Raw genomic sequence first — 18,209 nt, 5'->3', positions numbered from 1 at the left:
GTGCTTATTTTTAGGCGCCCGGCGGGTGGGCCAAACTGTCTGCAATGACACGAATCAGCGTGTCTTCTAACTCGAAACGTTGTTCCAGCAGTTCACCGACCGATGAGATGTCTTCATCAAAGTCGGGGAAGTGATAGTCCTCATCATCCCAATCAAGCTCACTAAACTTGTCGTTGAAATCGAGCAGGGGATCCGTGGTGTCAACAATACGGAAATACAAGTTATCGGTTTCTTGTGTTGCCGAAAAGCCGGTAGACTGCCATCGCTCCATGACCATGTTATAAATCTTAAAATGTCCCGTGGAGATGTAATCGACCAAGTGATCGCAGAAGCGGTCAATTTCTTCTTTGCTCGGCAGATTCTGCTTCTTTTTTACCGCGACACCTGCCACGTTGTAGTATTCAACCAGCAGCTGACGACGTAACTCGAGCCAGTAATCGATGACGTCATCGTAACCGCTCCATTGTGCTTTAGTACGTTCAAGTTTTTTCAGCATGATCGGCGTCCTCGTGATCGATCAGCGAATGGGTGGCACTATATACGGCCAACTTAAAATTAACGGGCTGCTCAATCCTTTGCATCACGTTATGAAGTTAGATTGCCAGTATTCAAGTATAGCTGCAAGGCTAAGGAAGTGACCATGTCTCAGAATCAACAAGCCGTCTATTTGTGCGCGATTGTCGACGGAAAACTCTGGCTCCCTCAGGGTACATTGCCTTTGTTACCCCTATCAGAATTGCCGTTTACGGTGCGGACGACGATCACCGTTGGTCATTATCAACACATCCCAGTGGTGGGGGCATGGAATTGTAACACCATGCTACCGAGTGATGAGATGGCGGGCTTGAGAGCGCTATTATCGGATTTACCAGCTGACTTATTTGCGCTAGTGGGACGAGTGGTTCAGCTTGATGTGATGCAAAAGCAGCAAGCATTTTGCGGTCGCTGTGGCCACCGTGCGGCATTGGATACACAGTCGGTGGCGATGTGGTGCGCCGTCTGTCAGCGTCATGATTATCCGCGTGTCTCGCCTTGTGTGATCGTGGCGGTACGCGATGATAAGCGACTACTGCTGGCACAGCATCCACGGCATAAAACCGGTATGTATACCGTGATTGCCGGATTCGTTGAGCCCGGTGAAACGCTCGAACAGTGCGTGGCGCGCGAGGTCAAAGAGGAAACGGGGGTTGAGGTGAAAGATATCCGTTATATGGATAGCCAGCCGTGGGCCTTTCCTTCCAATGTTATGATGGGCTTTTTGGCCGACTATGCAGGCGGTCAGCTACGGCCAGATTATGAGGAATTGACGGATGCTCAATGGTTTGACTGCCAATCACTCCCGCCAGTCGCACCTCAAGGGACCATTGCGCGGCGCTTGATTGATGCAAGCTGCGCACTCGCGCAGGAATAAAAAAACCCGGCCGTAGGGAAGCCGGGGTAAGATGCGAACATAATTGTCTTTCGCAGACCTATTGTCGTTATGCGTTGGTTGTATCATGTGGTGAGAAAAGCAGCAATCATCGCCCACCCTTAGGATGACAGTTTTATGATCCTGTTAACAAAGCTTCGCTTTTGTTGCGACTCGACAGTGATACAATGGCGCCTCTTTTCGCTCACAGGCTTTAACACAATGACTGAACTGAAAAACGATCGCTATTTACGCGCTTTACTCAAACAGCCAGTGGATTGCACCCCCGTGTGGATGATGCGTCAAGCTGGTCGCTATCTGCCAGAATACCGCGAAGTACGTGCGCAAGCCGGTGATTTTCTGTCATTGTGTAAAAATGCAGAGCTGGCGTGTGAAGTGACTTTACAACCATTACGCCGCTTTGATCTCGATGCCGCTATCCTGTTCTCCGACATTTTGACCATTCCCGATGCGATGGGACTGGGCTTGTATTTTGAGACCGGAGAGGGGCCGAAGTTTGAGCGCCCGATTACCTGTAAGGCGGACGTCGATAAAATTGGCATTCCCGACCCTGAAGGCGAGCTGCAATATGTGATGAATGCTGTACGCACCATTCGTCGCGGATTGAACGGAGACGTTCCCTTGATTGGTTTTTCCGGCAGCCCTTGGACGCTCGCTACCTACATGGTCGAAGGAGGCAGTTCGAAAGCCTTTACCAAGCTCAAGAAGATGATGTATGCCGAGCCACAAACTCTGCATGCATTACTCGATAAGCTTGCTGATAGTGTGGCCAGCTATTTGAATGCGCAAATCAAAGCGGGCGCCCAATCGGTGATGATTTTTGATACTTGGGGTGGGGTATTAACCCCGCGTGATTATCACGACTTCTCACTCCAATACATGCATAAAATAGTGGATGGCCTGATCCGTGAGCATGAAGGCCGTCGTGTCCCGGTGACCTTGTTTACCAAAAACGGCGGAATGTGGCTTGAGAAAATCGCGGCGACCGGTTGTGATGGTGTGGGGTTAGATTGGACAATCGATATTGCCGATGCCAAAGCACGGATTGGCGATAAAGTGGCCTTGCAAGGCAATATGGACCCGTCCATCCTCTATGCTCAGCCTGATCGTATCCGTCAAGAGGTTGCGACTATCCTAGAAGGATTTGGCGAAGGGACAGGCCATGTCTTTAATCTCGGCCACGGGATCCACCTTGATGTCCCGCCGGAAAACGCCGGTGTGTTTGTCGATGCGGTGCATGAGCTGTCCCGTCCGTATCACGACTAAGCTAGCACGCTCGCCAATGGCGAGCGTTTTTTTTACCTCGGTGCAGTGAACAACGCCTGTTGGATCTGCGTTTGCAAGGCTGGCACTACCTGTTCTTCAAACCATGGGTGACGACGTAGCCATAACGTATTTCTGGGCGAGGGGTGAGGCAGCACAAAAGTGTGCGGTGCCCACCGCCGCCAGTGTTTGACGGTTTCGGTCAATGTTTTGGGCTTATTGGCTAAATAGTACTGCTGAGCATACTGGCCAATCAGCAAGGTCACCGCAACGTTAGGGAGGAGCGCTTTGATTGCCTTGTGCCACACAGGCGCACAAATGCGGGCAGGCGGCAGATCGCCCGATTTACCTTTGCCTGGATAACAGAGCCCCATCGGCATAATGGCAAATAAGTCGGGCTGATAGAATTGCTCGCGCGTGACCCCCAGCCATTCTCGTAAGCGGTCGCCACTGGGATCATTAAAAGGCAGGCCACTGTCATGGACGCGCCTACCGGGTGCTTGGCCGATAATCAGTACCCGCGCATCCGTACTGGCTTGGATCACGGGACGAGGTCCATCGGATAGCCAATGTTGGCACAATTGGCATGCTTGTGCTGCGGATAACGCCGTCTCCAAATCCGAAAACGTCATCTAGTACCCTTTGTCAAAATCGACGTGGTGGAGCAAAGGCTCGCCAGCATGCCAGCGCCGATAGTTATCCGTAAACAGCGTAAAGACCTGATCGGGGAAGCTAACGGCAGCAATATGCGGTGTCACTGTCACCTTGGGGTGTGTCCAAAACGGATGCGGCTCGGGCAGGGGCTCCTGTTGCATCACATCCAAGACCGCGCCGCGAAGCTGCTTCGCCTCCAGTGCGTGGATCAGGGCGGGCTCATCCACGGTGGCACCGCGCCCGACGTTAATAAAGAAAAGATCCTGCGCATGCTGCCAAAACGCCGCATTCAGGCATTGGTGTGTTTTGTCTGTGGCGGGCAAGGTGCTAACTAACACATCAACCTCATGCAACCGTTGCTGCAATTCGGGCAGTGTCATGGTGTGATCAAACGCCTCGACAGGCCGGCCGGTTTGGTTGGTGCCCAGTACTGTCATGCCAAACGCGTGAGCGACGGTCGCGATATGCTGGCCAATTGCCCCTGTGCCTAAAATGGCGAGCGTTTGCCCATGCAATGACTGATAGGGCTGAGGCTGCCAGTGACACTGCGCTTGCTGTTTGGCGTACTGACCAATATGGCGAGTATTCGTCAGTAGGTGTCCGAAAACATATTCGGCCATTAAGGGGCCAAAAATACCGCGCACATTGGTGAGCTGATAGTGGCGGAACGGCGCCTGAATCAGCGCATCGGTCCCAGCGAAGGTGGATTGCAACCAGCGCAACGCGTTGGCATGAGGCAGCTTTGACACGGCAAGCGGTGGGTCAGCTAGCCAGATCGTGGCCTCTTCTGCGTTATGCGTGAGGGCGAGATCGGGGAGTTGGGCCGTCGCCAGTAATTGATGGTAGGTCGCGGCATGCTCACTGATCACATAAACTTTATCCACAAAGGCTCCTTTTTATAGGGCAGTGAATCAAGTACACTTGCACCCAATTTACCGACGGACAATTGTCCCCCGTTATTTAAGATCAATTGGCTATGTTAAGAAACCCCTTACAACTGCGTTTGGAAAAATGTGAGACTTGGCAGCACGTCAGTTTTATGGCTGCACTGGTGGAGCGTATGTACCCTAACTATGCCCTTTACTGTGCGCAAACTGAATTTGCTGACCCTCAAGCGTTTCGCAATATTCTTGATGCAGTGTGGGAATCACAAACAGTGAAAGGGGCCAAAATTGACTTTGAGCGACAGCTAGAAAAGCTGGAGCCATTGATCCCTGCGCTCACCGATGACGCGATTTACCTCACGTACCCAGCCATTGATGCCTGTGCGGCGTTATCACACCTTCTTCACGCCTTGCTTGACCGTGATGAAATGCTGACCATTACGCTGAAAGTGAGTCAGCAGTCGGTGATGAGTGTCGCGCAACTGGAAGAAGCACAAACCGGCGATGCGGTCACCGATGAAAACCAGAAGGCGAATGAAGCTGTGTGTGACGAATGGGACGCGCAGTGGGCGATCTTCCGCGTACTGAAAAGTGCGGATACCCGCGACGTTGAGATGCTCAAAGGCATTCGCCAAGAGTTACGCGAAGCGGGTGTGAGCAACTTAGGATTAAGCCTTTGAACGGCGGAAAATGAGATAAAAAGGCGGCTTCGTCCGCCTTTTGTGTTTAGGTTACCCCGATGACTCATCCGATTGACGCTGTACGGGCGGTTCATCGTCGTCTTGGCTCTCAATCATCTTATGCTGCTTTTTCCATGACTCCCAACGCTGGTAGGCCAACTGCTGCATATCGGTGACCGTGTCCGCTTCATCAATGATCTCGCGACCAGTTAAGTACTCAAAAATATCTTCCAGCGTGATAATCCCTTGTACTGTCCCGTACTCGTCCACAATCATTGCCAATTGCGCGCGGCGGATCATTAAAATATCGAACGCTTGTAATACGCTATTGCCGGGTAAAATCACCGCGAGTGGGCGCATCAGGTTACCCAAGGTGGTGCGCCGAGCTCCGCGTGTCTTAGCGGCATAGATATCGGATTTGTGGACAAAACCTAAAATATCATCACGCTGTTCGCCATAAATCAACGGGCGCGAGAAGGGACAGTCACTGTGTTCGGTTAAAAAGGTATCTACGCTCATCTCCGCAGGGACACGAAAAAGCACCGGACGTGGGGTCATCAACTGCGTGGCAGGGAGCTCACGCAGTTTCAACATGTTGTTGAGCATCTGGGTTTCATCTTCACCCATTTCACCACTTTCTGAGGCGAGCATCGCCATGGCCGAGATTTCATCACGCAGTTTGACATGGGTTGCGTCAGAGCTAAGACGCTTGGTTATTTGCTCGGATACCCACACAAAGGGGGTCAGGCCCCATACCATCCACTTCAATACAATCGCCGCCCCTGGCGCCAATTGCGGCCAGAAGTTGGCACCAATGGTTTTTGGGATAATCTCGGAGAGTAATAAAATAGCCAGTGTGAGTACTGCGGAGAATACCCCAACCCATGCATCGCCAAACACATTGGCCGCTTGTGCCCCTGCCCCTGCTGCCCCCACGGTGTGCGCAATGGTGTTTAAGGTGAGGATCGAAGCCAGTGGTCGGTCGATATTATCTTTTAAGGCGGTCAGTTTCGCCGCGGCTGGGTGTTCTTGCTGACGGAGATTCGCCAAATAGCTTGGCGTAATACTCAATAGGATTGCTTCAAGCACAGAACAAATGAAAGATACACCAATAGATAATGAGATAAATAGGACAAGAGTCAGCATATATTCCCGAGTATGAAAGCCAGTCGTCCCCTTAAAGATCAGGCCTGTGGCGGGCTTTTACAACCATTCAAATGAGAAAAAGCGCAACAAATTGTGAGATCGCGCTCAGTTTGTGGTTAAAGAGCCTCCATATAGTCTCACCAAGCGCCACAAACCTTTGCCAGTCGGGCTTCTTTTGAATTAGAGTGAGCTCGTCTCTAAAAAAACCTAGAAGGGAAGACATAATGAACAAGACCCAACTGATCGACCTGATCGCTGAAAAAGCCGACCTTTCAAAAGCGCAAGCAAAAGCAGCACTGGAAGCGACTTTGGGCGGAATTGAAGGTGCCCTAAAAGAAGGCGAGCAGGTACAACTGATTGGCTTCGGTACGTTTAAAGTAAACCACCGTGCGGCGCGCACGGGTCGTAACCCACAGACGGGTCAAGAGATCCAAATTTCAGCGGCTAACGTGCCAGCCTTTGTGGCAGGTAAAGCACTGAAAGATGCGGTTAAGTAAGCGTCAATCGTCATTATCGCCATAGCCTCTGCTATGGCGTTTTTGTCTCTGGGTGACGCAAAATGCGAAGAGTATGGGCGTTATCGCTGATCATACTGCTCACGGCTTGTAGCCGTGGCGAACCCCCTAAGCCTGTCACACGGGTAACAGCCTCTGTTGCGGGTGACCACAGTGCGGTCTATTGGCTCGATAGCCAACAGGGGCGCCCAATCAGCTTGTCAGAGCATGTTTGGCAAGGGGATTACGGCGAGTACCGCGGCGAATATGTGTGGCGAGATGGCCAATTACGTGCCTTAAAGCGTGAAGGTGAACAGCTCGCAGATAATACGCGTGTCCCTTTTTCTCTCCATGTCCGTTTTGATGCCAGTGGCGAACCTGTATTTCAACGCTATCGCCAAGATGGCGCGATTATTCCCCTCGACAGTGCTGAGTTAACGCGCCTGTATCAAGAGTCCAATCAGATCCTCGACCAAGCCCAAGGCCAAATCGCGCGTAATGTGTCTGTCTTGCAGGGACAGCGAATAGGTGAATATTGGGTAGATTGCCGTGGCGAACGGCAGCGTTGGGTCTTTGATGATGCGATCCCGCCTGTGGTGGTGAGCAAGCTGCTCCAGCCGGGTACCTTTGTGATTGGCGCTGGGAATCCCGGTATTGGCAAAGATACCATCGATGCCTTGGTCTTGGTGCGCCGTGAAAAGGCGTGCTTAACCCGTCCTCAGCTATTGGCAGAATAAAAAATGCGCCCCGAGGGCGCATTGTGGCAGAGTCTCGGTCACTGATTTACTTATGATGTAGCGTTTTCGCGTGCGATGGCGCGATGGGCAATATCACGGCGATAAAAGCAGCCCGGCCACTGGATCATGGCAGCCAGCGCATCAGCTCTTTGTTTTGCGATAGTGACACTCTCGCCTAATGCCGTAGCGCAAAGCACCCGCCCACCAGCAGTGACGATGTCGCCGTCTTTCAGCGCGGTACCAGCATGAAATACTTTGGCGGTCTCGCTATCGGTGGGCAACCCAGAGATACGATCCCCTTTGCGATAGTCACCCGGATAGCCGCCTGCTGCCAATACCACGCCCACGGCTGCACGCGGATCCCACTTGGACTCGACCTTATCAAGGCGTCCTTGCGTGCCTGCCAGGCAAAGCTCAACCAAGTCAGATTGCAAGCGCATCATAATCGGCTGGGTTTCCGGGTCGCCAAAGCGACAGTTAAACTCGATCACTTTTGGCGTCCCATCGGCACTGATCATCAAGCCTGCATACAGAAAGCCCGTATACGGCACACCATCGGCGCGCATGCCTTCTACTGTTGGCATGATCACCTCGTCCATCACACGTTGATAGATTGCATCGGTGACCACTGGAGCGGGCGAGTATGCACCCATACCGCCGGTATTAAGGCCGGTATCGCCTTCTCCGACACGTTTGTGGTCTTGGCTGGTGGCCATTGGCAGCACATGCTCACCATCGACCATGACGATAAAGCTTGCTTCTTCACCTTGCAGAAATTCCTCGATGACCACGCGGTGACCCGCTTCACCAAACGCATTGCCTGAGAGCATATCGCGCACTGCCTCGGTGGCTTCTTGCTCGGTCATCGCCACAATGACCCCTTTACCGGCGGCAAGACCATCGGCTTTGACCACAATGGGCGCACCTTTTTCGGCGATGTAGGCTAGCGCGGGCTCTACCGTCGAAAAAGTTTGGTAGTCAGCGGTGGGAATACCGTGACGCGCTAAAAAGTCTTTACTGAAGGCTTTCGAGCCCTCAAGTTGCGCTGCCGCTTGAGTAGGACCAAAGATGGCCAAGCCGTGCTCACGGAAGGCATCGACCACGCCTAACACCAAGGGGGCTTCAGGGCCCACGATGGTCAAATCAATTTGTTGCTCTCGGGCAAAGGCCAGTAACCCTTCAACGTCATCAGCCGCGATCGCAATATTACTCAACTTGGTTTCATGCGCGGTGCCGGCGTTTCCCGGCGCGCAATACACGAGATCAACGTTGGATGACTGGGCGGCTTTCCACGCCAGCGCATGTTCGCGGCCACCGCCACCAATAACTAATACCTTCATGTGTTCTCCTTCATCGCCCACTTAGTGGCGGAAATGGCGCATACCGGTAAAGACCATCGCCATGCCATGCTCATTGGCGGCAGCAATCACTTCGTCATCACGCATCGAACCGCCCGGTTGGATCACGCAGGTGATCCCAGCTTTTGCTGCGGCATCAATGCCGTCACGGAAAGGGAAGAAGGCATCGGAGGCCATCACGCTACCGGCCACTTCGAGCTGCTCATCGGCCGCTTTAATGCCGGCTATTTTCGCCGAGTAGACGCGGCTCATTTGGCCGGCGCCCACGCCGATGGTCATGCTGTCTTTGGCATACACAATCGCGTTTGATTTCACGTATTTTGCCACTTTCCAGCAAAATAGCGCATCGCTTAGCTCTTTGTCTGTGGGCTGACGCTCAGTGACAATACGCAAATCGTCTAAACCGACCATACCTTGGTCGCGTGCTTGGACTAACAAGCCGCCATTGACGCGCTTGCTATCCCACCCTGTGGTGCGCGCTTGCCATTGGCCACACTCGAGAAGACGGACGTTTTTCTTTGCTGCAACCGCTGCTTTGGCGGCCTCACTGACACGAGGTGCGATGATCACTTCAACAAATTGACGTTCAACAATGGCGTGTGCCGTGTCGCCGTCCAACTCACGGTTAAAGGCAATAATGCCACCAAATGCTGAGGTCGGATCGGTCTGATAAGCACGTTGATAGGCGCTGAGTAAGTCTTCGCCAATGGCAACGCCACAGGGGTTGGCGTGCTTTACAATCACACAGGCAGGCTGTTCAAACTCTTTTACGCACTCTAATGCCGCATCGGTGTCAGCGATATTGTTATAAGACAGCGCTTTGCCCTGTAGTTGGGTCGCCGTTGCCACCGAGGCTTCTTGCGGTTGGACTTCGGTATAAAACGCACCCGCCTGGTGGCTGTTTTCGCCGTAGCGCATGTCTTGCTTTTTAACCCAATGTTGGGTCAGGGTGCGTGGGAATGGCGAGTCTTGGCTCTCTTCTGCCTGATGATAGGCAGGCACTTGGGTGCCAAAGTAATTCGCAATCATGGCATCGTAGGCTGCGGTGTGCTCAAACGCGGCAATGGCTAAATCAAAGCGCGTGGCATGTGTCAAAGAGTGCTGATGCTGATCCATCTCGGTAAGCACGCGATCATAGTCTTGGCTGTTCACCACAATGGTGACGTCGGCATGGTTTTTCGCCGCTGAGCGCACCATGGTTGGGCCGCCGATATCGATATTCTCGATGGCTTGCTCACGTGTGCAATCTGGGTTGGCAACGGTTTGTGCGAACGGGTAGAGATTCACCACCACCATATCAATCGGTGCGATTTGATGCTGTTCCATCACCGCATCGTCTTGACCGCGTCGGCCCAAAATGCCGCCGTGAATTTTCGGGTGGAGGGTTTTCACGCGGCCATCCATCATTTCTGGGAAGCCGGTATGCTCGGAGACTTCGGTGACCGCGAGGCCGTTTTCTGCGAGTAAACGGGCAGTACCGCCGGTCGATAGCAGTTCGACACCGCGTTGGGCGAGTGCTTGGGCAAACTCGACCACACCGGTTTTATCAGACACGCTGAGTAACGCGCGACGAATAGGACGCAGATTTTCCATGGCTTAGTTCTCTTCACTGACAGATTGAATGCTTATCAAAGCCCATCGTGTCTATCAACACGGATAAGCTTTATTAAACCGCCAATTGTCAAAGCGGCGACATTCTATCTGATTTTGTTTGCGCAATCGATTGCTATTTGCTGATGGCGACATTTTTATTGTTTTTGTCCGTCTGTCGTTGCTCGCCTTCATGCAACGCTGGTCATAAGAGCCCGCCTTTGCTACAAAAAGAGGGTTCATCCAACATGAAAAGGAGCGGTGATGACCAAGTTGCTGCAAATCGGTGAGCTTGCCAAGCACTGTGGTGTCTCCACCGATACGCTGCGTTTTTATGAAAAATCAGGCTTGCTAGCACCGAGTGCGCGCACAGAAGGTGGATACCGGCTTTATGCCGATGATGCCATTAGCCAAGTAATGTTCATTTTGCGCGGCAAAGAAATGGGGTTATCGCTTGATGAAATTCACGAGCTGTCTGACATTCGCGAAGAAGCGACGTTACACACCTGTGCAGAAGTCAAAGGGATCACCCAGCGGCGCCTGAATGAGGTCTCAGAGAAGATAGCCGCGCTTGAGCGGGTCAAGCATGCACTGACACGCTTAAATGCCGCCTGCTGCGGTATGGACGACGATGACGCGACCCATTGCTCAATATTAGAAACCCTAGCGGACAGCGAAGATTCCAACTCATGCTGTTAAGGGAAGGTGCGTTGCACCATCAGAGAAAACAAAAACGGGCCAACCGATTGACGGCTAGCCCGTTTTATAACAGCCAAACCAATGATTGATTAGTTCATGCCGTATTTTTTCAGTTTCTTACGCAATGTACCGCGGTTGATGCCCATCATGGTGGCTGCGCGGGTTTGGTTACCGCGGGTGTATTGCATGATGGTATCCAGCAGTGGCTGCTCAACTTCTGCGAGGACAAGCTCATACAGATCGTTGACTTCCTGGCCATTCAATTGCGCTAGGTAGTTCTTCAGGGATGCTTTTACAGAGTCACGAAGTGGCTTTTGCGTAATTTGATCTTGTGAAGTTACAGTCGTTACTGTCAATGCTTCGGAAGTCAGGTTTTGTTCGAACATATTCTGTCAGCTCTTCTCGTATTTATGCAACGTTGTCGAAGTAGCCTTGCAGCGCATCGATCTGCTGTTGTGCATCTTCGATTGCGTTGAAGGTTCGGCGAAAATCGCCAATTTGATCATGCTCTTTCAGGTACCAACCCACGTGCTTACGGGCGATACGTAATCCTTTGAGCTCCCCATAAAAGTGATGAAGCTCTTGAACATGACCCAACAAAATCGTCCTAACCTCTTCTAGTGAAGGGGCAGGCAGGTACTCACCAGTGGTGAGATAGTGGTGGATTTCGCGAAAAATCCACGGGCGTCCTTGAGCAGGACGACCAATCATTAATGCATCAGCACCTGTGTAATCCAGCACATAACGTGCTTTTTCCGGAGAATCAATGTCGCCATTGGCTATCACCGGGATCGACACAGCCGCTTTGGCTGCTTTAATGCTGTCGTACTCCGCTTCCCCTTTGTACATGCAGGCGCGCGTGCGGCCATGCAGGGCAAGGGCTTGGATACCACAATCTTCCGCCATCCGGGCGATCTCTACACAGTTCTTATTGTCCGGGTCCCAACCTGTACGGGTTTTCAATGTCACCGGCACATCCACCGCGTTTACCGTGGCTTTGAGGATTTGCTCAATGAGGTCCGGTCGCGTTAGCAAGGCAGAGCCGGCTAACTTCTTATTGACCTTTTTCACTGGGCAACCCATGTTGATGTCGATCACTTGTGCCCCGTTTTCGACACAAAAGCGGGCCGCCTCGGCCATTAGCTCTGGCTCGGCACCGGCGATCTGAACCGAACGAAGGCCAGACTCGTCAATATGAACCATGCGCTTTTGCGATTTGTTCGTTCGCCATAAGGCTGGATTAGACGACATCATTTCACTGACAGCCATGCCTGCGCCGTGCGCAAGACATAACTCACGAAAAGGTCGGTCCGTGACACCTGCCATTGGGGCAACGATCAACGGGACATCCAGGTTATAAGGTCCGATACGCAAAAGCTCTAAATCCTCTGTCAGCCGCTCTGAGTCAGCAAGGGCGCGCATTTTACGCATTTTTGACGCGTCTGAAAAGGACAATATTTGAGCATTGATGGCTTGATTTTTACAGCACTTTTTGTATCAGTCGCGTTTCGCTGATTAATCAAGCATTTCGAGTAGCACGTCAACAATGACTTACCGACCTTGTTAAGGGTACGGTAAGCCGTTTGTACGACGATGTGAACGATTAAGCGGGTAACTGACCGCTAATTCGGCACCACTCTTCACGTTCTACGATCGGGTCGATAGTGAGGCTGTCGCGGTAGTGATTGGCGACGTCTTCTGCTTGGGTATCGAGGACACCAGACATCGCTAATTGGCCGCCGGGTTTGATGAGTCCTTTGATCACGCCAGACAGCTCACGGAGTGGACCGGCCAGAATATTGGCCACCACCACATCGGCTTGGAGATCGGCCGGTTGGTCTTTAGGCAAATACAAGTGCAGTTGGTCGGCGACACCGTTGCGCTCTGCGTTATCTTTGGACGCCAGTAGTGCTTGAGGATCGATATCAATGCCAATCACACGCTCGGCACCGAGTTTGATGGCGGCAATCGCAAGGATCCCAGAGCCACAACCGAAGTCGATTACCGTTTTACCGCTGAGGTCGAGTCCGTCGAGCCACTCGAGGCAAAGCGCGGTGGTCGGGTGTGATCCTGTGCCAAAGGCGAGGCCCGGATCGAGCATCACGTTGACGGCATTATCATCAGGGACTTCACACCAAGTTGGGCAGATCCATAAGCGCTCACCAAACTGCATTGGCTTGAAGTTATCCATCCAAGCGCGTTCCCAGTCTTTATCCTCAAGCTGTTCGACCTTGTGGGCAAAGTTGTCCGCCAACAATGGGCTTGCGTTTAACACTGCCAACACGGTCGACATGTCCGCTTGGGCGTCGTATAACGCCATGATGTCGGTTTCGCCCCACAGACGGGTTTCACCAGGCAAAGGTTCAAAAACAGGCGTGTCTTTGGCATCTAAAAAGGTGACGGAAAGGGCGCCCGCTTCTTCCATTAGTAGGTCGCCAATGGCTTCTGCATTTTCAGCAGTTGCATTTAGTTTTAATTGGATCCAAGGCATGGTGAATCTCGTGTCGGAAAATATCTCCCCATTTTATCAGACTGGCACCCAAACCGCTTATGTTCTCCGCTTCGCAATTCGATTTGCATTTTGCTTTTAACTTAGTTCTCGTGCGCAAATTGGCAACTTTGCGTAGTTAAAAAATACGCAAAGGTTTGATCATATAGACTTAAAACATATCGGCACAAAAATTGAACAGTTTAGTCAGTGTAAACGTCATTAGCATCAGCGAGGAGAGGATCACCATGCGGGATAATGGAGCAGTTACACAAAAAGAAGTGCGGTTTGAGGGGCGCGGGGAGCTTGTGTCGCGCACCGATTTACGCGGCAAAATCCAATACGTCAATGACGCGTTTGTTTCTATCAGTGGCTTTACGCGTGATGAATTAATGGGCAGTGATCACAATCTGGTTCGCCACAAAGACATGCCGCCAGCCGCGTTTGCTGATATGTGGAAAACCATTAAAGCGGGCAAAAACTGGCGTGGTATGGTGAAAAACCGCTGTAAAAATGGCGATCATTATTGGGTACAAGCTTTTGTTTCGCCTGTGATTAAAAACGGCAATATGGTTGGGTTTCAATCTGTGCGCAGTGAGCCAAGCCGCGAAGAGATTGAACAGGCTGAGAGTTTGTATCAAAAAATGCGGCAGAATCCATCGCTAGAATTACCGAAGCCATCAGTTACTCAGCGCATCCAACTTCGCCACTTTTTTCACGCCGTTTTGATAGTGATGTGCATGCTTGGCTTGGTTGGTGGTTATATGGCGTATTCCCAAGAAAACTATATCGTCATGGGACTGCTCGGCACTATGGTCGCTCTGTCAGTAGTGAGCTCGTGGGTGGTACAAAACCGTGTAATTGCAGCCATCAAAATGACCAGTGAGGCCTTAAATAACTTAGCCTCTGGAAACCTTGAAAATGCCAATGAGCCGGTTAGATATGACGAAATGGGCCAGCTGGCGGATAATTTTAAAATGGTAAAAGCACGCTTTGGTGCGATTATTGGTCAAGTGATTGAGAACACCCACTCGCTTATCGCTCAGGCTGACACATTATCGGATAAAGGGCATGGCGTGCAACATACGATGGAGGCGCAGGTATCACAGACGACACAAGTGGCCAGTGCTATGTCACAAATGACTTCCACCGTTGATGAAGTTGCGCAGAATATGAATCGTACGGCGGAAACAATTGAACAAACGCAAGAGCGGGTGAATGAGGGCGCGGGCGTCGTTACCCAAGCGACGACGAGTATGGAAACCTTTATCAGCGAACTGGAAGCGACCATCGAGCAGATCCAAAAGAGCGCGGATGAGAGCCAAAAGATTACGACCGTGACAGAGACCATCAGTGATATTGCCGAGCAAACTAATTTGCTGGCCCTTAATGCTGCTATTGAAGCCGCCCGAGCGGGCGAACAAGGACGCGGATTTGCCGTGGTGGCCGATGAAGTACGCGGCTTAGCTCAGCGCACACAGCAAGCAACGGGTGACATCCGAGAGATGCTTGAGGGGTTGCAATCGGGTATTCGTCAGTCCTCAGAGCGGATTGTGAGCAATAATCAAACAGCACAACAAACACTCACGTATGTGACCGAGTCGAACCAGGTACTCAATGACATATTGGATAAAGTTAATGATGTCAAACAAATGGGCATTCAGGTCGCGGCGGCGGCAGATCAGCAAGCCAGTGTGACGAAAGAGATGAGCGAAGCGGTGGAAAGAATTCACACTCAAAGCCAAAGCGCCAGCAGTGAAGCAACAGAGACGTCATACATTGCTCGTCAATTGACGGAACAATCTCATAGCTTAAGTAACACATTGAGTGATTTTACCGTCAGTGGACAGTCGTCGAAAGCACATGACTTTAGTGCGATTAAAAATGCCCATTTGGCTTGGAAAACTAAAGTAAGAGACTTCTTAAGTGGTGACAGTGGTGCCATGAATCGTGAGGTTGCTTGCTCGCATCACAAGTGTGCACTCGGACAGTGGTACTACGGGGAAGGTAAAGCGCAGTATGGCCAACTCAATAGCTATCGTGCACTCGAGAAACCACATGCTGAGTTGCATCGCACGATAAAATCGATTATTGAACTTGATGAGAAGGGCGATCGCGCGGGTGCGGAAAAGAAATACTTACAGATTGAACCGCTTTCTAAGCAAGTGGTGGCGGGAATTGAAGCGTTAGAACGCGAGATGAAGTAAAAGCATGAAAAAGCCGCCGGTTCAACGGCGGCTTTTTCAATGCAATGTCTTATTTATGACAATCCGAGTTTCTTCTCGAGATAGTGAATGTTGGCCCCACCGTGTTGGAAGTGCTCATCGTTCATAATATCGATTTGCAGCGGGATATTGGTTTTAATGCCATCAATCACGGTTTCGGCCAGCGCATTGCGCATACGAGCAATAGCAACGTCGCGATTCTCACCGTAACAAATCAGCTTACCAATCATGGAGTCATAGTGAGGGGGAACACGGTAGCCCGCATAAACATGTGACTCCCAACGCACACCCATACCGCCTGGTGAGTGGAAACGCTCGATTTTACCCGGGCTCGGAATAAAGCGCTCTGGGTCTTCGGCATTAATACGACATTCGACGGCATGGCCGCGAATACGAATGTCATCTTGGGTAAACGACAGAGGCTGACCCGCTGCAATGCGCAGTTGCTCTTTGACCAGATCCACACCGGTAACCATTTCGGTGACAGGGTGTTCAACTTGGATACGGGTGTTCATCTCGATAAAGAAGAACTCGCCGTTTTCGTACAAGAATTCAAAGGTACCTGCGCCGCGATAACCGATTTCGATACAGGCACGGCAGCAACGCTCGCCGATAAACTTACGCATTTCAGCGGTAATACCCGGCGCTGGCGCTTCTTCAACCACCTTTTGGTGACGGCGTTGCATCGAGCAATCACGCTCACCGAGATGAATGGCACCACCTTGGCCGTCCGCCAAGACTTGCACTTCGACGTGGCGTGGGTTCTCAAGGAATTTCTCCATGTACACCATGTCGTTGCTAAACGCGGCTTTTGCTTCGGCGCGGGTCATCGCAATGGCATCCACCAGTTCGGCTTCAGAGCGAACCACACGCATACCACGGCCACCGCCGCCGCCTGACGCTTTGATGATCACCGGGTAGCCAATACGTTTGGCGATGGTTTTGTTCTTTTCCTGATCGCTACCCAATGGGCCGTCAGAGCCAGGGACACAAGGGACGCCTGCTTTTTTCATCGCTTCGATTGCAGAGACCTTGTCACCCATCAGACGAATAGTGTCGGCTTTGGGGCCGACAAAGACAAAGCCAGAGCGCTCTACTTGCTCAGCAAAATCGGCGTTTTCCGACAAGAAGCCATAACCTGGGTGAATCGCCACCGCGCCGGTGATTTCAGCGGCGCTGATGATACGAGGAATATTTAGGTAGCTTTGGTTGCTCGGCGCTGGGCCGATACAAACCGTTTCATCCGCTAACAGGACGTGCTTTAAATCGCGGTCTGCAGTGGAGTGTACCGCCACCGTTTTAATGCCGAGTTCTTTACAAGCACGCAAGATCCGCAGCGCGATTTCACCGCGGTTGGCGATAACAATTTTATCTAACATACGGCCCTCGCTTATTCGATGATTACGAGTGGTTCGTCGAACTCAACTGGCTGGCCGTCTTCACACAGAATCGCTTTTACCACACCGCTCTTATCTGCTTGGATCTGGTTCATCATCTTCATTGCTTCAACGATACACAAGGCATCACCTGCATTGACTTGGCTGCCAACTTCAACAAACGGTGCTGCATCTGGGCTTGGCGCGCGATAGAAAGTACCCACCATTGGCGAAAGAACTTGGTGACCCGTCGGCTCTGGTGCGCTTGCCGGCGCTGCGGCTGGCGCTTCTGCGGCCGTTGCTGCTGGAGCGGCAGGCGCAGGGGCTGGCATGGCATACTGTGGTGCAGCAAACTGAGGCGCGGCAGGTGATGAACGGCTGATACGTACCGACTCTTCGCCCTCAGAAATTTCGAGCTCAGCAATGCCTGACTCTTCAACCAGTTCGATCAATTTTTTGATTTTACGGATATCCATGGTGTCGTCTCTTCTTGTGTTTGTTTTACTGAGCTGCAAACGCCAAATGGCGCGCAGCTGCCGTTAATGCGAATTCGTAGCCATCTGCTCCCAACCCACAAATTACACCGACAGCCTTGTCAGAGAGGTAGGAATGATGACGGAAGGGTTCTCGAGCATGCACATTGGAAAGGTGCACCTCGATAAACGGGATCCCAACACCGAGCAACGCGTCGCGCAGGGCGACGGAGGTGTGCGTAAAAGCGGCAGGATTGATAATGATAAAATCCACCTCACCCATGGCTTGGTGAATGGCATCAATCAGGTTGGCTTCACTGTTGGATTGTAAGTGCTCAAGGTGAAGCCCTAAGGTTGCCGCTTGGGCATGCAACGCGGCGACAATTTGATCGAGCGTTTGGCTACCGTAATGATCGGGTTCACGTTGGCCTAGCAAATTGAGGTTTGGGCCATTTAAGACTAAAACACGGTTATTTGTAGACATCTTGACGCTTACTTCTCCTATTTGCTGTCAATGTGCAGCATTTTGTGGATTCCAGCCTGATGGCATGCTGAATGGGCTTCAAGCACGCCGATTTGTCCTTAGTGGGCTCAATTATAGAGAATTCACCGCAAATCGCAGCAAAATACTGGTCTAATCAGCACACTTTCCCTTTATGGTGTAGCAAAAACTGTCGCGATTGTCGATTGCTGCACTGTCAAGGTTGTGTGTT

Annotated in this window: 19 protein-coding genes; 7 read left to right on the top strand and 12 right to left on the bottom strand. The window is 51.7% G+C overall.

Annotated elements, in window-relative coordinates:
* Positions 1 to 10: 10 nt before the first annotated feature.
* Complete coding sequence (locus N7E60_RS13170) at positions 11 to 496, bottom strand: Rsd/AlgQ family anti-sigma factor (RefSeq protein WP_069586996.1); 486 nt, start codon at positions 494 to 496, stop codon at positions 11 to 13.
* A 144-nt stretch (positions 497 to 640) separates the two neighbouring features.
* Between N7E60_RS13170 and nudC the strand changes: the two genes are divergently transcribed.
* Entirely contained in the window at positions 641 to 1,411 is a 771-nt protein-coding gene (nudC, locus tag N7E60_RS13165; RefSeq protein ID WP_269597713.1) for an NAD(+) diphosphatase, read from the top strand.
* Positions 1,412 to 1,630: 219 nt separating this feature from the next.
* Positions 1,631 to 2,695 carry a uroporphyrinogen decarboxylase gene (gene hemE, locus N7E60_RS13160; RefSeq protein ID WP_269597712.1) on the top strand — a complete coding sequence of 355 codons (1,065 nt, stop codon included), beginning with the start codon at positions 1,631 to 1,633 and terminating at the stop codon, positions 2,693 to 2,695.
* A 32-nt stretch (positions 2,696 to 2,727) separates the two neighbouring features.
* Here hemE and N7E60_RS13155 read toward each other — a convergent pair whose 3' ends face one another.
* Together N7E60_RS13155 and N7E60_RS13150 are read right to left on the bottom strand one after the other, a co-directional pair.
* Positions 2,728 to 3,324 (bottom strand): uracil-DNA glycosylase family protein, encoded by a 597-nt coding sequence (locus tag N7E60_RS13155; RefSeq protein ID WP_077456046.1) that lies wholly within the window; start codon positions 3,322 to 3,324, stop codon positions 2,728 to 2,730.
* Positions 3,325 to 4,230: a D-2-hydroxyacid dehydrogenase gene (locus tag N7E60_RS13150; protein WP_269597710.1), complete on the bottom strand. Its 906-nt coding sequence runs from the start codon at positions 4,228 to 4,230 to the stop codon at positions 3,325 to 3,327.
* 92 nt (positions 4,231 to 4,322) lie between these two features.
* Here N7E60_RS13150 and N7E60_RS13145 point away from each other — a divergent pair, with 92 nt between their 5' ends.
* The gene (locus tag N7E60_RS13145) at positions 4,323 to 4,910 is read left to right on the top strand and encodes a YjaG family protein (protein WP_077456048.1); all 588 of its coding nucleotides are present in this window, start codon (positions 4,323 to 4,325) and stop codon (positions 4,908 to 4,910) included.
* A 51-nt stretch (positions 4,911 to 4,961) separates the two neighbouring features.
* Here the strand turns inward: N7E60_RS13145 and N7E60_RS13140 are convergent, their stop codons facing one another.
* Positions 4,962 to 6,056 (bottom strand): CNNM domain-containing protein, encoded by a 1,095-nt coding sequence (locus N7E60_RS13140; RefSeq protein WP_077640704.1) that lies wholly within the window; start codon positions 6,054 to 6,056, stop codon positions 4,962 to 4,964.
* 224 nt (positions 6,057 to 6,280) lie between these two features.
* Between N7E60_RS13140 and hupA the strand changes: the two genes are divergently transcribed.
* Positions 6,281 to 6,553, top strand: coding sequence for a nucleoid-associated protein HU-alpha (gene hupA, locus N7E60_RS13135; protein WP_069586989.1), 273 nt, complete (start codon positions 6,281 to 6,283; stop codon positions 6,551 to 6,553).
* Between the two features lie 62 nt (positions 6,554 to 6,615).
* On the top strand, positions 6,616 to 7,287 hold the full coding sequence (locus N7E60_RS13130; RefSeq protein ID WP_269597709.1) for a DUF1481 domain-containing protein: 672 nt from the start codon (positions 6,616 to 6,618) through the stop codon (positions 7,285 to 7,287).
* Positions 7,288 to 7,337: 50 nt separating this feature from the next.
* Here the strand turns inward: N7E60_RS13130 and purD are convergent, their stop codons facing one another.
* Together purD and purH are read right to left on the bottom strand one after the other, a co-directional pair.
* Positions 7,338 to 8,627 (bottom strand): phosphoribosylamine--glycine ligase, encoded by a 1,290-nt coding sequence (gene purD, locus N7E60_RS13125; RefSeq protein WP_269597708.1) that lies wholly within the window; start codon positions 8,625 to 8,627, stop codon positions 7,338 to 7,340.
* Positions 8,628 to 8,648: 21 nt separating this feature from the next.
* The gene (purH, locus tag N7E60_RS13120) at positions 8,649 to 10,238 is read right to left on the bottom strand and encodes a bifunctional phosphoribosylaminoimidazolecarboxamide formyltransferase/IMP cyclohydrolase (protein WP_269597707.1); all 1,590 of its coding nucleotides are present in this window, start codon (positions 10,236 to 10,238) and stop codon (positions 8,649 to 8,651) included.
* Between the two features lie 270 nt (positions 10,239 to 10,508).
* On the opposite strand from purH, the gene zntR reads away from it, so the two are divergent.
* Entirely contained in the window at positions 10,509 to 10,934 is a 426-nt protein-coding gene (zntR, locus tag N7E60_RS13115; RefSeq protein WP_394329759.1) for a Zn(2+)-responsive transcriptional regulator, read from the top strand.
* A gap of 89 nt (positions 10,935 to 11,023) precedes the next feature.
* Here zntR and fis read toward each other — a convergent pair whose 3' ends face one another.
* From fis to prmA, 3 genes are all read right to left on the bottom strand, one after another.
* Positions 11,024 to 11,320, bottom strand: a complete 297-nt coding sequence (gene fis / locus N7E60_RS13110) for a DNA-binding transcriptional regulator Fis (protein WP_002542007.1) — start codon at positions 11,318 to 11,320, stop codon at positions 11,024 to 11,026.
* Positions 11,321 to 11,342: 22 nt separating this feature from the next.
* Positions 11,343 to 12,308, bottom strand: a complete 966-nt coding sequence (gene dusB, locus N7E60_RS13105) for a tRNA dihydrouridine synthase DusB (protein ID WP_069587013.1) — start codon at positions 12,306 to 12,308, stop codon at positions 11,343 to 11,345.
* Positions 12,309 to 12,537: 229 nt separating this feature from the next.
* Complete coding sequence (gene prmA / locus N7E60_RS13100; protein ID WP_077479071.1) at positions 12,538 to 13,425, bottom strand: 50S ribosomal protein L11 methyltransferase; 888 nt, start codon at positions 13,423 to 13,425, stop codon at positions 12,538 to 12,540.
* A gap of 245 nt (positions 13,426 to 13,670) precedes the next feature.
* Between prmA and N7E60_RS13095 the strand changes: the two genes are divergently transcribed.
* On the top strand, positions 13,671 to 15,629 hold the full coding sequence (locus N7E60_RS13095) for a methyl-accepting chemotaxis protein (protein ID WP_269597704.1): 1,959 nt from the start codon (positions 13,671 to 13,673) through the stop codon (positions 15,627 to 15,629).
* Positions 15,630 to 15,682: 53 nt separating this feature from the next.
* Here the strand turns inward: N7E60_RS13095 and accC are convergent, their stop codons facing one another.
* Genes accC through aroQ form a run of 3 tightly spaced genes read right to left on the bottom strand, consistent with a single transcriptional unit; the run spans position 15,683 to position 17,980 of the window.
* Positions 15,683 to 17,026, bottom strand: a complete 1,344-nt coding sequence (gene accC, locus N7E60_RS13090; protein WP_096630164.1) for an acetyl-CoA carboxylase biotin carboxylase subunit — start codon at positions 17,024 to 17,026, stop codon at positions 15,683 to 15,685.
* Positions 17,027 to 17,037: 11 nt separating this feature from the next.
* Positions 17,038 to 17,499: an acetyl-CoA carboxylase biotin carboxyl carrier protein gene (accB, locus tag N7E60_RS13085; protein ID WP_077456057.1), complete on the bottom strand. Its 462-nt coding sequence runs from the start codon at positions 17,497 to 17,499 to the stop codon at positions 17,038 to 17,040.
* A 25-nt stretch (positions 17,500 to 17,524) separates the two neighbouring features.
* The gene (gene aroQ / locus N7E60_RS13080) at positions 17,525 to 17,980 is read right to left on the bottom strand and encodes a type II 3-dehydroquinate dehydratase (RefSeq protein ID WP_069586980.1); all 456 of its coding nucleotides are present in this window, start codon (positions 17,978 to 17,980) and stop codon (positions 17,525 to 17,527) included.
* Positions 17,981 to 18,209: the final 229 nt, after the last annotated feature.

The organism is Salinivibrio proteolyticus (assembly GCF_027286365.1).
In the GTDB taxonomy this organism is placed as follows: Bacteria; Pseudomonadota; Gammaproteobacteria; order Enterobacterales; family Vibrionaceae; genus Salinivibrio; species Salinivibrio proteolyticus.
Note: the sequence above shows the minus strand (reverse complement) of the source record. Positions and strands in the feature narration are given on the sequence as shown.

Excerpts from the sequence above, each read along its gene's own strand:
- N7E60_RS13170 (WP_069586996.1), bottom strand. The coding sequence starts at position 496 with ATGCTGAAAAAACTTGAACGTACTAAAGCACAATGGAGCGGTTACGAT.
- nudC (WP_269597713.1), top strand. The coding sequence starts at position 641 with ATGTCTCAGAATCAACAAGCCGTCTATTTGTGCGCGATTGTCGACGGA.
- hemE (WP_269597712.1), top strand. The coding sequence starts at position 1,631 with ATGACTGAACTGAAAAACGATCGCTATTTACGCGCTTTACTCAAACAG.
- N7E60_RS13155 (WP_077456046.1), bottom strand. The coding sequence starts at position 3,324 with ATGACGTTTTCGGATTTGGAGACGGCGTTATCCGCAGCACAAGCATGC.
- N7E60_RS13145 (WP_077456048.1), top strand. The coding sequence starts at position 4,323 with ATGTTAAGAAACCCCTTACAACTGCGTTTGGAAAAATGTGAGACTTGG.
- N7E60_RS13140 (WP_077640704.1), bottom strand. The coding sequence starts at position 6,056 with ATGCTGACTCTTGTCCTATTTATCTCATTATCTATTGGTGTATCTTTC.
- hupA (WP_069586989.1), top strand. The coding sequence starts at position 6,281 with ATGAACAAGACCCAACTGATCGACCTGATCGCTGAAAAAGCCGACCTT.
- N7E60_RS13130 (WP_269597709.1), top strand. The coding sequence starts at position 6,616 with ATGCGAAGAGTATGGGCGTTATCGCTGATCATACTGCTCACGGCTTGT.
- purD (WP_269597708.1), bottom strand. The coding sequence starts at position 8,627 with ATGAAGGTATTAGTTATTGGTGGCGGTGGCCGCGAACATGCGCTGGCG.
- purH (WP_269597707.1), bottom strand. The coding sequence starts at position 10,238 with ATGGAAAATCTGCGTCCTATTCGTCGCGCGTTACTCAGCGTGTCTGAT.
- fis (WP_002542007.1), bottom strand. The coding sequence starts at position 11,320 with ATGTTCGAACAAAACCTGACTTCCGAAGCATTGACAGTAACGACTGTA.
- prmA (WP_077479071.1), bottom strand. The coding sequence starts at position 13,425 with ATGCCTTGGATCCAATTAAAACTAAATGCAACTGCTGAAAATGCAGAA.
- N7E60_RS13095 (WP_269597704.1), top strand. The coding sequence starts at position 13,671 with ATGCGGGATAATGGAGCAGTTACACAAAAAGAAGTGCGGTTTGAGGGG.
- accC (WP_096630164.1), bottom strand. The coding sequence starts at position 17,026 with ATGTTAGATAAAATTGTTATCGCCAACCGCGGTGAAATCGCGCTGCGG.
- accB (WP_077456057.1), bottom strand. The coding sequence starts at position 17,499 with ATGGATATCCGTAAAATCAAAAAATTGATCGAACTGGTTGAAGAGTCA.
- aroQ (WP_069586980.1), bottom strand. The coding sequence starts at position 17,980 with ATGTCTACAAATAACCGTGTTTTAGTCTTAAATGGCCCAAACCTCAAT.